Source organism: Mucilaginibacter sp. P2_A5 (assembly GCF_056404995.1).
Window position 1 is genome coordinate 82,966 of sequence record NZ_JBFUCY010000014.1, and the last position, 16,281, is coordinate 99,246.

General features: G+C 42.9%; 7 protein-coding genes. All 7 read left to right on the top strand.

What is annotated here, in order from left to right:
• Positions 1–18 precede the first annotated feature (18 nt).
• The 7 genes from AC1DXF_RS13920 to AC1DXF_RS13950 all read left to right on the top strand — a co-directional run bounded on the left by AC1DXF_RS13920 (position 19) and on the right by AC1DXF_RS13950 (position 16,276).
• Complete coding sequence (locus AC1DXF_RS13920) at positions 19–2,742, top strand: DEAD/DEAH box helicase family protein (protein WP_477449342.1); 2,724 nt, start codon at positions 19–21, stop codon at positions 2,740–2,742.
• Positions 2,743–2,816: 74 nt separating this feature from the next.
• On the top strand, positions 2,817–3,839 hold the full coding sequence (locus tag AC1DXF_RS13925; protein WP_477449343.1) for an SPFH domain-containing protein: 1,023 nt from the start codon (positions 2,817–2,819) through the stop codon (positions 3,837–3,839).
• Complete coding sequence (locus tag AC1DXF_RS13930) at positions 3,836–4,759, top strand: NAD(+)/NADH kinase (protein WP_477449344.1); 924 nt, start codon at positions 3,836–3,838, stop codon at positions 4,757–4,759. Before AC1DXF_RS13925 ends, AC1DXF_RS13930 begins: the two co-directional genes overlap by 4 nt.
• 315 nt (positions 4,760–5,074) lie before the next feature.
• Complete coding sequence (locus tag AC1DXF_RS13935) at positions 5,075–7,489, top strand: Kelch repeat-containing protein (protein ID WP_477449345.1); 2,415 nt, start codon at positions 5,075–5,077, stop codon at positions 7,487–7,489.
• 243 nt (positions 7,490–7,732) lie between these two features.
• Positions 7,733–9,910, top strand: a complete 2,178-nt coding sequence (locus tag AC1DXF_RS13940; protein ID WP_477449346.1) for a hypothetical protein — start codon at positions 7,733–7,735, stop codon at positions 9,908–9,910.
• A gap of 173 nt (positions 9,911–10,083) precedes the next feature.
• Positions 10,084–12,402 carry a GH92 family glycosyl hydrolase gene (locus AC1DXF_RS13945; RefSeq protein WP_477449347.1) on the top strand — a complete coding sequence of 773 codons (2,319 nt, stop codon included), beginning with the start codon at positions 10,084–10,086 and terminating at the stop codon, positions 12,400–12,402.
• A 598-nt stretch (positions 12,403–13,000) separates the two neighbouring features.
• Positions 13,001–16,276: a SusC/RagA family TonB-linked outer membrane protein gene (locus AC1DXF_RS13950; protein WP_477449348.1), complete on the top strand. Its 3,276-nt coding sequence runs from the start codon at positions 13,001–13,003 to the stop codon at positions 16,274–16,276.
• Positions 16,277–16,281: the final 5 nt, after the last annotated feature.

Genomic DNA, 16,281 nt, shown 5'->3' on the forward strand with positions numbered 1-16,281 from the left:
ATTAAGTATCTGTAATAATTGAAAGAGTTTCCTGCTGACATCAAATTTTCATATGGTTGGAGGGCATATCAGCAGCGTGTGCTTGATGGGCTGGATGAGTATTTAAAAGACGGCCATTTACACGTTATAGCACCACCGGGTTCGGGAAAAACAGTTTTAGGACTGGAAGTTGCCATCAGGATTAACCAGCCTACGCTGATCCTCACACCAACCATAGCTATCAGGAATCAGTGGATACAGCGGTTTTGTGAAATGTTTTTACAACAGGAACAAACGCCTGCCTGGGTTTCGCACGATATCCGGAAGCCTGGTTTCCTTACCGTGATAACCTACCAGGGTCTGCATGCTGCCTGCAACGATCTGAAAGTTGCCGAACCGGAAAGCGAGAGCGAAGAAGAAGTTGACGAACACGAACCCGTAACATCGGCCAACCATAACCTTGATAATATTGTAAACGGCTTAAAAGAGCAGCAGGTAAAAACCATTGTGGTTGACGAAGCGCACCATTTAAAAAATGAATGGTGGCATACGCTTAATAAGGTTAAAAAAGCGATAGATCCCATGATTATAGGATTAACCGCCACGCCACCGTATGATGTATCGGCAACAGAATGGCAGCGTTACCTGGAATTAAACGGGCCGATCAATATTGAAATTTCGGTGCCGGAGTTAATAATTGAAGGCGATTTGTGCCCGCACCAGGACTATGTTTACCTATCACTACCCGCCGAAGATGAGATTAAAGGGATAACCGCGTTCAGGCAGGGTATCGAAGAACTTTTTACAGAGATTAAAGCCGACGAAACCTTAATCAATGCCATTGAAAATCATCCGGCCTGGCAAAATCCGCAGGGGAGTTTAGATTGGATTTATACCAATCTGTCTTACTATTCCGCTTCGCTCATTTTTTTAAATGCCAACGGAAGGGTTATATCAAAAGATCATCTTGACGTTATTGATAACAAAAAACTGAAAATCCCCGTTTTTGATAACAGCTGGATGGAGGTTTTGCTGGATTTTTACCTGTACCGGGATAAGGAACATTTTAAAACTTTTGCCGCCCATCAAAAAATTATCGAAGGCAAATTGCATCGGTATGGGGCTATAGAAAAACGGCAGATCAGCTTTTCGCAAAACAAAAAAGTGACCGGGGCTTTAACTTCCAGTATCAGCAAATTAGATAGCATACAACATATTGTCAATTTTGAATATCAGCAACTGGGTCACAACCTGCGCATGGTAGTATTGACAGATTATATCCGCAAAGAGTTTTATATCAATGGCGATGTCAATAATTTTGAGCTGAACAAAATTGGCGTGATGACCATTTTTGAAAAACTAAGGCGCCAGAATGCCGCCGGTATCAAAATTGGGGTGTTAACGGGATCCTTGGTCATTGTCCCGTATTCGGCTTACCTGGTGTTCCGGGAAAAGGTGAAGCATTATGGATTGGGCGAAATTAATTGCGAAAGGGTGCCATTTGCAAGCGATTACGTTTTGGTTGAACAGAGCGAGCAGGTAAAAAACGATATTGTTAATCTCATTACACAGATTTTTCAATCGGGCGAAATAGAGGTGCTGATCGGTACAAAATCGCTTTTGGGCGAAGGTTGGGATGCGCCTGCAATTAATTCGTTGGTGCTGGCCAGTTTTGTTGGCTCGTTTGTGCTGTCCAACCAAATGCGAGGCCGCGCCATTCGTACCCAAAAAGGTAACCTGGGCAAAACGGGCAACATCTGGCACTTATGTTGTATCGACCCAACTACCACTACTGGTGGCGAAGATTTTGATATGCTTAAGCGCAGGTTTAAAAGCTTTGTTGGCATCTCTTTTAAAGATGGCGGCGGCATCGAAAATGGTGTAGGCCGGTTAAATATCCCGCCCGGCATAAAACGGTGGGATGATGTTGAACAACAAAATAAAAAGGCCCTTACTTACGCGGCCGACAGGGAATCCCTTAAAGCAAAATGGAATACTGCACTGGAAAATGGCGTCACGTTAATTGAAGAGATCAAGATCCCGTTTGAAAGCGACCGCGAATACAGCACTGTGAAAACCATGTACCTTAATAAAACTATTGCCAACCTGCTTGCCGCGCTTGGTTTTGGTATGCTCGATTATTTATTTGCCATATTGCAAAGCCTGGGCAGGGCAGGAAGGTTACTATCGTCGCGTGAGGGGATTTCTATCTACCTTGTTATCATTGCAATAACCGGCTTTCTTGTGTTTGGCCGCCTGGCATTTAAAGCTTTGCGACTTTTTATTAAATACCGCGATATATCAAAGGATGTTGAGCAAATAGCCAATGCATTATTAAGCTCTATGGTACACATAAAGGTTGTTAAAACAGACCGCGCCAAACTTAGGGTAGATTCATCGGTTGACCGGTTTGGCAACGTTTATTGTTTTTTGGATGGCGGCACAACATATGAGCACTCTGCTTTTATTAATATGTTGCATGAAATAGTCGGGCTTATAGATAACCCGCGGTACGTTATCGTGAGGAGGAATATGTTTTTATTTTTTGTGAAGCAAAAAGATTATCATGCTGTGCCCGAATTAATTGGCAGAACGAAAGCATCTGCCAATTATTTTATGGAACAATGGCAGAAAAATGTTGGCTATTGCGATCTTGTCTTTACTCGTGGTCTCGAGGGTCATCAGCTACTGTTGGCATCGCGGATGAATTCTTTATCGGCTCAGTTTGACGATAGTACAGAGCGGGTTAATAAATGGCGATGAAGCTTGTATGAGTTCATTATTAAAAAAGTTTTATATTAGCATACAATAACTAAGTAACCATAAACCACTATCACATGTTTGGAATTCAGCATATTAAGTTCGACGCTATGACCTACGTACTTCATTTTAAAAATGGAGATATCGTAAAAGAAGGGCGCGGGCTATCATTTTTCTACTTTTCGCCTAATAGTTCTATTGTGGCCATCCCTATGGGGAGTAACGATCTGCCTTTTATATTTAGCGAATCGACTAACGACTACCAGTCGGTAACTATACAAGGTCAAATAAGTTATAAAATAAGCAAACCCAAAGCGCTTGCCGATGTACTTGATTTTACCGTGAATGATAACGGGATGTATAAGAAAAACGACATCGAAAAATTGAACCAGCGTATTATTAACGAAGCGCAAACCTCTACGTCGTCCTATATTCATGGGATAAAATTGAAGGATGCTATCCGTTCGGCAAAGGCTATTGAGGAGAAGATCCTGGAGGGACTTAAGTCTTCGGCTGCCATTGGTTTAATGGGGATAGAGATTATGGGGGTTAATATCCTTGGCATTTCGGCCACTCCCGAAATGGCCCGCGCCCTGGAAACCGAAACACGGGAGAAGTTGCAGCAGGAGGCCGACCAGGCCATTTTTGAACGCCGTAATTTTGCTGTTGAGCAGGAGCGTAAAATAAAAGAAACCGAGCTGAATACCGAAATAGCCGTTGAGGAAAAGCAAAAGCAGATAGCCGAAAAGAAAATGGAATCGGAAGTGCAGAAGTCTGACAATGACAGGAAGCTCAGAGAGATGAAACTTAAGGCCGACATAGCGGTTGAAAATCAACGAAAACTATTGATTGAACAAAAAACCGCCAACGACAAAAAAGAAGCCGAAACCCAGGGTTTTGTAATTGAAACAACGCTTAAACCTTACAAAGACATGGATTGGAAACTACTTACAGCGCTGAATAATAATCCAGACCCAAGGTTTAACATCTCGCTGGCATTCAGGGAGCTTGCCGAAAATGCCGATAAAATAGGTAACCTGAACATCAGCCCGGAATTATTGGATTCGCTTTTAAAAGATAAGTCTGAGAACAAAAAATGAGCGTTGAATATGCCATCATTGTGAAAAATAAAACGCGGCTCGAGTTTTTAATTGAGCGTTTCAATACCAAAGCCCAGGCCAAGTTTTATATAGAAAGGCTTGGCGGCGATTTTAATGATTATGAAGCGGAGCACGAAACTTTTCACCTTGCCTTAAGCAGTTTGCAGGCGCAGCTTTCCAAAACCATTAAATACAAAATAGTTGAGCGGGCATTTGTACCGTCGTTTATCTTTTCCGCGAAGAATATCATCATTGTGATAGGGCAGGACGGATTGGTGGCCAACACCGCCAAATATGCAAGGGGTGTTCCCATTGTGGCTGTAAATCCCGATAAACAACGTTATGATGGGGTGCTGCTGCCTTTTGATACGGGCAATTTTATAGGCGGGGTAGAGAGTGTGATCGCCGGTCAATTCAATTCGCAAACCATGGCCTTTGCCGAAGCCAAACTGAACGATGGCCAAAGGCTGCTGGCTTTTAATGATTTGTTTATTGGCGCCGCATCGCATGTATCGGCGCGGTACAAGATCTCATACGGTGCAAAAACAGAGGAGCAATCATCAAGCGGGTTGATAGTCTCTACACCCGCAGGTTCAACCGGTTGGCTAAGTTCCATTTTTAATATGGCCTATGGTGTAACAGGTTTGTTCGAAAAAAATCTTAAACCAAAACAGCCAAAAATTAAAACAAACGAACTGTTATTTGCGGTGCGCGAGCCATTTCAAAGCATTCGTACCAAAACAAATATCGCTGCGGGTGTTATTAAAAACCAGCAAATTTTAACTATCGAATCGCTGATGCCCACGAACGGCATTATATTCAGCGATGGTGTAGAGGCTGACTTTTTGCGGTTTAACAGCGGCTCGGTGGCTACAATTGGCGTTGCGGCAGAGACCGCTAACCTGGTAATTAAAAAATGACCCAAACAACTATCATTAAACAAAAATTTAAAAGCGCCATCAGGCGCGGAACGGGTGAAGCATAGTGGGGATCAATTCGCGATCACAAATTCCCCATTTACCATACTTAAAAAAAACATATTTTAGCACTTGCGTTCAATAGCGGGCCATTCCCCTGGTCCCGGGGATTTTAGACAAGTGTATTCAATGACAAAAGCGAGCCGGATTTTATTACTTCATCCCTGGGTATATAGGATTTTGGTTTTTGCTGCCGCCCTTGGCCCGTGCTTAAAATTACAAGCGCAGGGTTTACAATTCAACTCGAATGATAGTTTAATGGAAAAACGGACGTCATATTCCGTTTTTAAGCAGGATCAGCCCACCTTTAACGATCAACTGTCCATTCGTTTCGATCTGGCCTTGTGGGATAATTCGCACCTGGGCTATGTTTTAAATCTTGCCGATGGTAAAAACAACTCCTATAGCCTCAGTTATATTTATTTGAACGGTACCCCTTACTTAAATTTCAATATTGACAGTAAGAGCAATAAGATCACCATCCCGCTGAGCGCCGCCCAGCTGTCAAAAAGGACATGGACAGCCATCAAAATCAAACTGGACTTGCGTGGGGATAAAGCAACCGTGTGGGTTAACAGTAAACCATATGGCGCTTCGGGCTTTGGTTTTACCGGCAGCATCAGCCCGGTAATTACCTTTGGCAAAAATTCGCGTTATTCCGATGTGCCCAATATGGCCATCCGCAACCTGGAAGTTGGCGATGCTTCTCAAATTTATTCGTTCCCGTTAGATGAATGGGAAGGCCAAAACGTGCACAGCAGCAATGGCGACGAGGTTGGCTTTGTTGAAAACCCGGTTTGGCTTATTAATGAATCGTACTTCTGGAAGCCACTGTTTTCAAAAAGCTTTAGCGATGTCGTCGGGCTTAATTTTAATCAACAGGATCAAAGTGTTATGCTGTTTAACGGCAACTCGTTAACTATTTATGATGTAAGGAAGGATGAGGAATCATCTAAGCCCTATCAAAATCCACTCCCCATGCCACTGCTGCTGGGCAAAAGCATTATTAATCCAAAACAAAATAAATTGTATGCGTATGAGGTAAACAATGCGCGGGGCCGGTTATCGGGTATGGCATCACTTGATCTGAAAAACCTAAATTGGGAGGTTGAAGGAAACGCCGCGCTTCCGTCACAGCGGCACCACCACAATGTGTTTTACGATAATAAGTACCATGATCTTTACCTGTTTGGTGGCTATGGCTTATTCAGATACTATAATGATTTTTTTAAGTTTGATACCCTGAATAATAACTGGCAAAAGGTAATTTTTACCGGCGACCATATCGATCCGCGATTTTTTTCGGCCTGCAGCGTTGCCGACGCGAATAACGACGTGTATATATTTGGCGGTATTGGCAATCAATCGGGTAGCCAGGTTGTAGGTGGCATGCATTTTTATGATTTGTACCGGGTTAACCTAACCAGCCGCACCATCAAAAAACTATGGGAAATTAAGCCTGATGAAGAGGCTTTTGTGCCTGCCAATAACCTTGTACCATCAAAGGATGGAAAATATTTTTATGTGCTGTGTTACCCGCACGAGCGGCCTAAAACCAGCCTGAAGCTTTATAAGTATTCGGTACAAGATGGATCATACGAGGTTGTAAGCGGCGAGATTGCGGTAACATCCGAACGGATTGAAACCGATGTTAACCTGTTTTTTAACAGCAACGCGAACGAATTTTATTGCGCCACACAGGAGTTTACTTCGCCTGCAAAATCGGGTATCAAAATTTATTCGCTGGCATTTCCCCCGGTGAGTTATGCCGCTTATTTAAAATCGAAACAGGCTAAAAGCACAACAACCAGTGTGTATAGCTATGTTGGAGTGCTGGCTGCGATGCTGCTTGTAGCCTGCGGCGCATTCATCTACCTAAAAAGAAAAAAAGCCAAACCGGTGCCGGATACTGCTGATTTAACGCAGGGTGAAAGTGTATTGGAAGTTATCGGCAACAAAGTTAATGCTGTTTATTTGCTGGGCGCATTTATGGTTTATGATAAAAGCGGCAAGGATATTACCTACCTGTTTAGCCCTAAAATAAAACAGCTATTCATTTTGATTTTACTGAACAGCCGCGATAAAAACGGTGTAACCTCCAGGCGCATTTCAACCACCCTTTGGGCCGATAAAGATGTAGCCAAAACAAAAAATATCAGGGGCGTTACCTTAAATCACCTGAGAAGTATTCTTGCTGATTTGGACGGGGTTGAGCTGGCTTACATCAATGATACGTATAGCTTCACTGTTTCAGATGCCTTTTTTTGTGATTATTTTGTGGTGCAAGCCAGCCTTAATAACAGGCAGGGGGCAGCAGCATTGGAGGTTCCGCATTTTGATTTGATGGCCCGTGGCGGCCTACTGCCGGCTATGCCCGATGTTTGGCTGGATGATTTTAAGGAAGCGTACGAAGAAGCGTTAATGCCGGCTTTGCAGCCTGTAATAAAAAACACCTATGATGAGGGACAGTTTAAAAAAGCACTGGAGATAAGCCGGCTGATTTTAAATATCGACCCGTTTAGCGATGCCGGCATCAACTATAAACTGAAAGCCATCAGGCGCACCAGGGGTATTGAACACGCCCGCCGCACCTACGATGATTTTATAGCCGAATACAAAAGATCATTAGGGATTGATTACCCTATTCCATTTGATAAAATTTGCGGTAAATAGGGGGCGTTAATAGAACTATTAGTGTTAAGTCAGAAGTACTCATAAATCTGAATCGTCCTTTTTGACTTAGAACTTAAGACTTCCGACTAAAGATTTTCAGCCATTTCGCGGTTAATAAAGCGATTAATTTTAATGGGTTAATGAAATTTAAACCGGGTTAACCCATTTATTAACCCTTGTTTTAATACCACCTATCCTATCATTGTATGGTATTAAGCGGCATCTATCGCCCTGCACCTATCTATGAAAAACATTTTTGTTTCCTGTTGTTTAACTATGCTGACGTCTGCCGTTTTTGCGCAACAGACGCCAGCACCGTTAAAAGAGAAAACCGCTTTCCAAACCGCCAGCCCCTGGATGCCCGAGATTGATGTACGCAGTGATATCGCCATTGTTTACGGAACCAACGACCGCCCGGGCATGACCTTTGAACAACGCGTGCAAACCTGGCGCGATCATGGTTATCAAACCAACTTCATGACCGGCATAGCCTGGGGCGATTACAAAGATTATTTCCTGGGTAAATGGGATGGTAAAAACCACCTGGGCGTTGGGCAGGTTACCCAAAAGGGCGATACTATTTTTCATGGCAGGGATATGCCATACGTAGTGCCCGATGCCTCGTTCATCGAGTATATGAAAACAGCGGTTATTAAAAGGGTAATTGATGTTGGCATCACCAATATATTTTTAGAAGAACCTGAATTTTGGGCACGTGCAGGCTATAGCGCGGGCTTCAAAACTCAATGGCAAAGCTATTACGGTTTCCCCTGGAAGCCGCAGGATGCATCTGCCGAAAATACTTACCTATCCAGCAAATTAAAGTACCACCTGTATTATGATGCCATTGAAAAAGTATCATCTTACGCTAAAGCCTATGGCAAAAGCAAGGGCTTAAATATAAAAGTGTTTATAGCCACGCATTCGCTGGTTAACTATTCGTCGTGGCAAATTGTTAGCCCTGAGGCAAGCCTGGCTTCGTTGCCCGGTATTGATGGTTATATAGCCCAGGTGTGGACAGGCACCTCGCGCGAGCCTACTTATTTTAACGGCCTGCAAAAAGAACGCGTATTTGAAAACGCCTACCTGGAATATGGGTCGATGGTATCCATGACAGCGCCAACCGGCCGCAAAATGTTTTTTTTAACCGACCCGATTGAAGACAGGCAAAAGGACTGGAGCGATTATAAACGAAATTACCAGGCCACTTTTACAGCAAAACTATTGTACCCAACCGTATCTGATTATGAAGTAATGCCATGGCCCGAGCGCATTTATACGCATCCCTACAAGGTTGCCAATAGTGATGAAAAGATCCTGATCCCTCAATATTACTCAACCCAGATGCAGGTGATGGTTAATGCACTAAACAGTATGCCGCCATCAGCCAATAAGGTAACCGGCGTAAACGGTATTGGAGTATTGATGAGTAATACACTAATGTTTCAGCGTTTCCCTACACATAACGGGTTCGAGGATCCGCAGTTTTCAAACTTCTACGGCCAAACGTTGCCACTGCTAAAACATGGCGTTCCGGTACAAACCGTGCATATGGAAAACCTGGGCTATGCGGCATCGCTTAAAAATATCAAGGTGCTGGTGATGAGTTATTCTAATATGAAGCCTGTATCGCCACAAATTCACCAGCAACTGGCGGCCTGGGTAAAGCAGGGTGGAGTATTAATTTATTGCGGCCGGGATGATGACCCCTACCAGTCGGTGATGGAATGGTGGGATACCAGGGGGAATAACTATACCGCACCATCGCAACACTTATTTAAACTATTGGGCGTAAACCCTAATGCCGACAGCCAAAAGTTTAACGTTGGTAAAGGCGCAGTATATGTGTTAAGGCAAAATCCAAAAGAATACGTACTGCAGGCAGCTAACGATGGCAATTACATCAGCACCGTTAAACAAGCCTATGAAAAAGATGCCCATGCAGGCGCTTTAACGTTTAAAAATAGCCTTTACCTGGCCCGTGGCCCTTACGATATTGTAGCTGTGATGGATGAAAATGCCGATAGCAAGCCTTATACCATAAAAGGCCCGGTAATTGATCTGTTCGATCCGCAGTTACCGATATTGGCCGAAAAGGTGATCAATCCCGGCGAGCAGGCATTGTTATACAATGTTGCAAGGGTTGCCAATAAAAACATACCCCAGGTATTAGCTTCGGCATCCAGGATCTATGACGAAAAAGTTGCAGCCGGCAGCTATTCTTTTATAGCCAAAAGCCCGGTGAAAACGCTTAACAGCGCGCGGGTTTTATTGCCGGGCCAACCAAAACAAATTGTTATAACCGATAGCAAAGGGCAAATTATTACTGATATTAAAACATCATGGGATACCTCGTCAAAAACCTTATACCTGGGCTTCGCTAATAGTCCCGATGGTATAAAGGTTGAGTTGAAATGGTGAAAAAATACTTTTTGAGAGAAAGTTGAATAATACTTCCGTGCGTGAATTTTCATGCGCGGGAGTTTTTTTACTTATAGCAGATTGCCATATTCGCACCGGGAAAAAATTATTAGAACAAATAACAAAGCAAACACATCCGACGATATCAACAGAAGCTTTTATAATAGCCACTGTTGCTGTCATCACCCTTAAAAAACAAACTCCGATTAATGAAAAAACTATTCTTACTGGCCCTGGCCTGTTTACCGGCAGCTGCAATTGCCCAGCAAAGCGCCAGGGTAACAGACCCTGTTGAATTGATTAACCCGCTGATGGGTACAGCATCCAAGCCATCCCTCTCAAACGGGAATACTTACCCGGCAATTGCCTTGCCCTGGGGCATGAACTTCTGGACTCCCCAAACCGGCAAAATGGGCGATGGCTGGCAGTACACTTATGATGCCGATAAAATTCTGGGCTTTAAACAAACGCACCAGCCATCGCCATGGATGAATGATTACGGTATGTTTTCTATCTTCCCCGAAACAGGTAAGCTGAAACTGAATGAAAAGGAACGCGCCAGCTGGTTCTCGCACAAAGCCGAAATTGTTAAGCCCTACTATTACAGCGTTTACCTGGCCGATTATGAGGTAACTACCGAAATTACACCAACCGAGCGTGCTGCCAGCTTCCGCTTTACCTTTCCTAAAAGCGATAGCTCGCATATTGTAATTGATGCTTTTGACAAAGGATCATACGTAAAGATTATTCCCGGTGAACAAAAGATTGTAGGTTACAGCACCAAAAACAGTGGCGCCGTTCCGGCTAACTTCAAAAACTACTTTGTTATTTATGTAGATAAACCCTTTGCGCTGGCATCGGCATGGCACGATTGGAAAAAAGACGACGGCCAGCTGGAATACACAGGCGACCACGCGGGTGCGGTTATCACCCTGAAAACCGCCAACGGCGAACAGGTACATGTTAAAGTAGCTTCGTCATTTATAAGCATTGAGCAGGCCGAGCTTAATTTAAAGCGCGAACTGGCCGATGATAAATTTGAAGTTACTTGTCAAAAAGCCAAAGACACCTGGAACAGAACCCTGAGCAGGCTGAATGTAGAAGGTGGCACCGTGGAGCAAACCAAAACATTTTACAGCAGCTTGTACAGGATGCTTTTCTTTCCTAATAAAATGTACGAGATAGATGCCAAAGGCGAAAAAATTCACTACAGCCCTTTCAACGGTAAGGTAATGCCCGGTTATTTATTTGCCGGTACAGGTTTTTGGGATACATTCAGGGCCTTGTACCCGTTCCTGAACCTGGTTTATCCCTCTATCAATAAAGAGATGCAGGAGGGCCTGATAAATGATTATAAAGAAGGTGGCTGGCTGCCCGAGTGGTCGAGCCCTGGTTATGCTGATTGTATGATAGGCAATAACTCAGCATCGGTAGTTGCCGAAGCGTACCTGAAGGGTATGCGCGGTTATGATATTGAAACGTTGTACCAGGCACTTAAACACGGCGCTAACAACGAGGGGCCAAACGCAACCGGTCGCAGGGGAGTGCAATATTATAACACCCTTGGCTATGTGCCCTACAATGTTAAAATAAACGAGAATGCTGCACGTACCCTGGAGTATGCCTATGACGATTTTGCCATTTACCAGTTAGGGAAAGCCCTGGGTAAGCCAAAATCAGAAATCGAGATCTATAAAAAACGCAGCCAGAATTACCGTAACATCTTCGATCCGCAAACTAAACTGATGCGCGGTAAAAACCAGGATGGTACTTTTGAAACACCGTTTAATCCTTTTAAATGGGGCGATGCCTTTACTGAAGGCAATAGCTGGCATTACAGTTGGGGCGTTTTTCATGATATCCAGGGACTGATAAACCTGATGGGTGGCAAACAACAATTTGCAGCCAAACTGGATTCGGTATTCAGCATGCCACCTACATTTGATGATAGTTACTATGGCGGCGTTATTCACGAGATTCGCGAGATGCAGATAGCCAACATGGGGCAGTACGCGCATGGTAATCAACCTATCCAGCACATGATTTATCTATACAACCATGCCGGCCAGCCATGGAAAACCCAATACTGGGTCCGCGAAACCATGAATAAACTGTACAAAGCTACCCCCGATGGTTATTGCGGCGATGAAGACAATGGGCAAACATCGGCCTGGTACATCTTCTCGGCCATGGGCTTTTACCCTGTAACACCAGCCAGCGACCAATACGTGTTAGGCGCGCCCTTATTTAAAAAAGTAACTGTTAATTTAGAGAATGGTAAAAACATAACCATCACGGCACCCAACAACAGTGCCGATAACAAATATGTAAACAACCTTACCATTGATGGCAAGCCTTACACCAACAATTGGGTGAGCCACAAAGGCCTGTTAAACGGTGCCGATTTGGATTTTGATATGATTGCTACACCCAATAAAGAACGCGGCACAAAGGATGCCGACGAGCCTTTTTCGATGAGCAACGAAAAATAATTCCCAATATTGTATGGGTTGAAAAAAGGCTTGTGGAAACACAAGCCTTTTTTAATTAACCATTTATTTTACAGCTAATTAGTGAATTGTAACATTTTATTTACTTAAACGAAATGTATATTTAATATCGATTATCTTAAATAATAGATACGCGTTAATAGCCAGGTATTTGCCGGTGGTTTGCTTTTTTTTAAGGCCTGGGCTGTCGTCTTTTCCTGATGTTGTAAAATCCTTTATAAAGTTTTCCTTAAAAGGCTCTTGGGATAGGCATGGTTTTCGTTGTTTATTTTGGAATATTAAGGCCATTTTCAAGTTAATTTTATGGAATAGGCAATAAAAGCAAACAGGGAAAATGCCTCGCGCATCTTCCCTGTTCTAATTAACTTAATTAACTGTCTTATTATTAACTAAATGATTTAGTAATATGGTAAGAACAGACAAAGGAACTAAATGTTTATGAATTTTCTATGAATAATTTACTTTTTGTTTAATAATATATATGTAAACGAAATGTTACAATTATTAATTTGATTTTTTATAAATCCCATATAGATTTATCCTCTTAAAGTTTTTAACTATTAACTAACACATTTTATTCATGAAAAAAAGTCTACTTACGACTTTGTGCATCTTTTTACTTGCTGCAACACAGCTATATGCGCAAAACCATACCGTAACCGGAAAGGTTACGGCCAGGGAAGATGGCTTACCGGTACCGGGCGTATCAGTAAGCATTAAGGGTACTACAACCGGTACCCAAACCGATGCAAACGGAAGGTACTCCTTATCCGTGCCCAACAATGCTTTACTGTCATTTAGTTTTCTTGGTTACATTACCCAAACGTTGCCTGCCGACGGGCCAACAGTTAACGCTGTTTTAGTTGCCTCGAGCCAGCAACTTGGCGAGGTTGTAGTTACGGGCGCGCTGGGCTTAAACAGAACGCGTAACCAGCAAGCCTATGCTGCACAAAAAGTAACCGGCGACGAGGTAAGTAAGCAACGTAGCGGTAACTTTGTAAGCGGCTTATCAGGTAAGGTAGCCGGTTTAGAAATCAGGCAGAACAACGCCCTTGGCGGTTCAACAAACGTTGTTTTACGTGGTACTAAATCAATACTCGGCAATAACCAGGCGTTATTTGTTGTTGATGGTGTGCCTTACAACAACGGCGGTTCTGGCGGTGGCAACCAGGGTAACAGCAACTCGAGTTCAGTAGCGGCCGGTACAGGTGGTTATGATTATGGTTCGCCTGCTTCGGATATCAATCCCGATGATATTGAGTCGGTTACCGTTCTTAAAGGCGCTGCTGCTACGGCGCTATACGGTTCTATCGGCGCCAATGGTGTAATTTTAATTACAACCAAAAAGGTTAATAAAGGCCTTGGTATTACTTTTAACACCAGTTACGGTTACGGTGCTGTTGATAAATCAACCTTGCCAACGTACCAGAAACAATATGGTGGCGGTTACGGAACGTATTACGAAGATCCAAGCGGTTATTTCCTTTACAGAGACATCAATGGCGACGGTGTTAAAGATTTGGTTGATCCTTTAACCGAAGATGCGTCATATGGTCATGCATTCGATCCAAACCTGAAGGTTTATCAATGGGATGCATTTAGCAAGTTCTCTCCTAATTTCGGCAAAGCAACGCCATGGGTTGCAGCTGCGAATGACCCCAATACATTTTTTACCCATCCAATCAGCAATAACCAAAGCTTGTTTATTACTAACGGCGGCGACAATGGTACTTTTAAATTAGGTTATACCCGCAATAACCAAACTGGTTTTATGCCCAACAGTAACGAGTTGAAAAACAACCTTGACTTCGGCGGAACATATAACATCAACAGTAAACTAACTGCAGCCGCCAATATCAACTACACTCGTACAGATGGTAAAGGACGTTACGGAAGCGGTTATCAGTCAGATAACATCCTGAACTCTTTCAGGCAATGGTATCAGGTAAATAACGATATCAAGGAGCTTAAAGATCAGTACTTTGCTTCTGGTGGTCAAAATATTACCTGGAACTGGGCAAGTCCAACCAATCTGGTTCCAATTTATTGGGATAACCCATACTTTATCCGTCACCAAAACTTTGAAACAGATACCCGCAACCGTTACTTCGGTAATGTTAGTTTAAATTATAAAGCTACAAATTGGCTAAATTTATTAGGCCGTGTAACTGTTGATAACTGGAGCCAGATTCAGGAAGAACGCAGGCAGGTTGGTTCTGTTGGTTTATCATCATACACCAGGAGAAACCTGAGCTTTAATGAAACCAACTTTGATTTCCTTGCTACAACTGACAATAATATAACTCAGGATCTCAATTTTAAAGGTCTGTTAGGGGTTAACGTACGTAAAAATCTTTACCAGTCAATTGCGGCAACTACAAACGGAGGTTTAATTGTACCAAGTATTTATAGCTTATCAAACTCTAAAAATACGCCAAACGCTCCAACTGAAACGTATGTCCCATTTGAAACAGATGGTATTTTTGCCGGTGCTACTTTCACCTGGAAAAAAATGTTGGTTTTGGATGGTACTTTAAGGCGTGATGCTTCTTCGGCTTTGCCTTCATATAGCAATAAATATTACTATCCGTCGGTTAATTTAGGTTTTACTTTCTCTGAACTGCTTAAACAATACTCATGGCTGTCATATGGTAAAGTAAGAATTAACTATGCCGAAGTTGGTAATAGCGGTACACCACAAAGCACAAGCAATTATTATTCGCTTACTACGGCATTTGGCTCAAGCCCTCAGGCATTTATAGGTACAACTCAAAACAATGCAAAATTGAAGCCCGAGCGTACAAAAGCATCTGAGGGTGGTTTGGAAATGGCATTTTTCAACAACCGTTTAGGTTTTGATTTCACTTACTACAACAACAAAACTGTTGATCAGCTAATTCCGGTAACATTATCTACCGCCACCGGTTATAATGCCGCTTATATTAACTCTGGTACTATTCAAAATAAAGGTATCGAAGTTGCATTGAATGGTACACCGGTACAAACTAAAGACTTTACCTGGAAAATGAATGTTAACTTTACCCGTAACAGAAACAAAGTATTAAAACTGTATACTGATGGTTCTGGTCAACAGGCTACCAATCTTCAGCTTAGCTCTTTCCAGGGCGGGGTTTCGCTTAATGCAAGCTTAGATCGTCCTTACGGCGATATTCGCGGTAACGGTTACGTTGATAAAGATGGAAATGCCCTTGCTACTAAAAACGGGCAGCAAGTTGTTGGAGACGACGGATATTACGTGCTTTCTTCAAGCAATAACGTAGTGTTGGGTAACGTTAACCCAAACTGGACAGGCGGCATCAACAGTTCATTCAGATATAAATCATTTACTTTAAGTTTCCTGGTTGACGTTAAAAAAGGCGGCAGCGTATTCTCGCTAGATACCTATTATGGTATGGATACAGGTTTGTATCCTGAAACAGTAGGTACCAATGATTTAGGTAAACCCTCAAGAAATGCATTGTCAGATGGTGGCGGTGTGATTTTACCTGGCGTTACCTCTACAGGAGCTCAAAATACCGTTAGAGCAGATAACACAGGTTCTGGTTTATATGGCTATGAGCATAATCCTGCAGCTGGTTTCGTTTATGACGCGGGTTATGTGAAATTACGTGAGGCAGCAATTGCATACTCTTTGCCTCAATCTGTTATTTCACGGCTTGGTAGTGTTAAAGGAGTTGACGTTGGTTTAAGTGGTCGTAACTTATGGATTATCCATAAAAACACCCCTTATACCGATCCTGAAGAAGGTTTAAGCTCAGGTAACCTGCAAGGCTATCAGAGTGGTGCTTTCCCAACTGCCAGAATGTTTAACCTTAACTTAAAAGTAAGATTCTAACGATT

Bases quoted from the DNA above. Each gene is read 5' to 3' on its own strand.
- AC1DXF_RS13925 (WP_477449343.1), top strand. From the start codon at position 2,817: ATGTTTGGAATTCAGCATATTAAGTTCGACGCTATGACCTACGTACTT.
- AC1DXF_RS13930 (WP_477449344.1), top strand. From the start codon at position 3,836: ATGAGCGTTGAATATGCCATCATTGTGAAAAATAAAACGCGGCTCGAG.
- AC1DXF_RS13935 (WP_477449345.1), top strand. From the start codon at position 5,075: ATGGAAAAACGGACGTCATATTCCGTTTTTAAGCAGGATCAGCCCACC.
- AC1DXF_RS13940 (WP_477449346.1), top strand. From the start codon at position 7,733: ATGAAAAACATTTTTGTTTCCTGTTGTTTAACTATGCTGACGTCTGCC.
- AC1DXF_RS13950 (WP_477449348.1), top strand. From the start codon at position 13,001: ATGAAAAAAAGTCTACTTACGACTTTGTGCATCTTTTTACTTGCTGCA.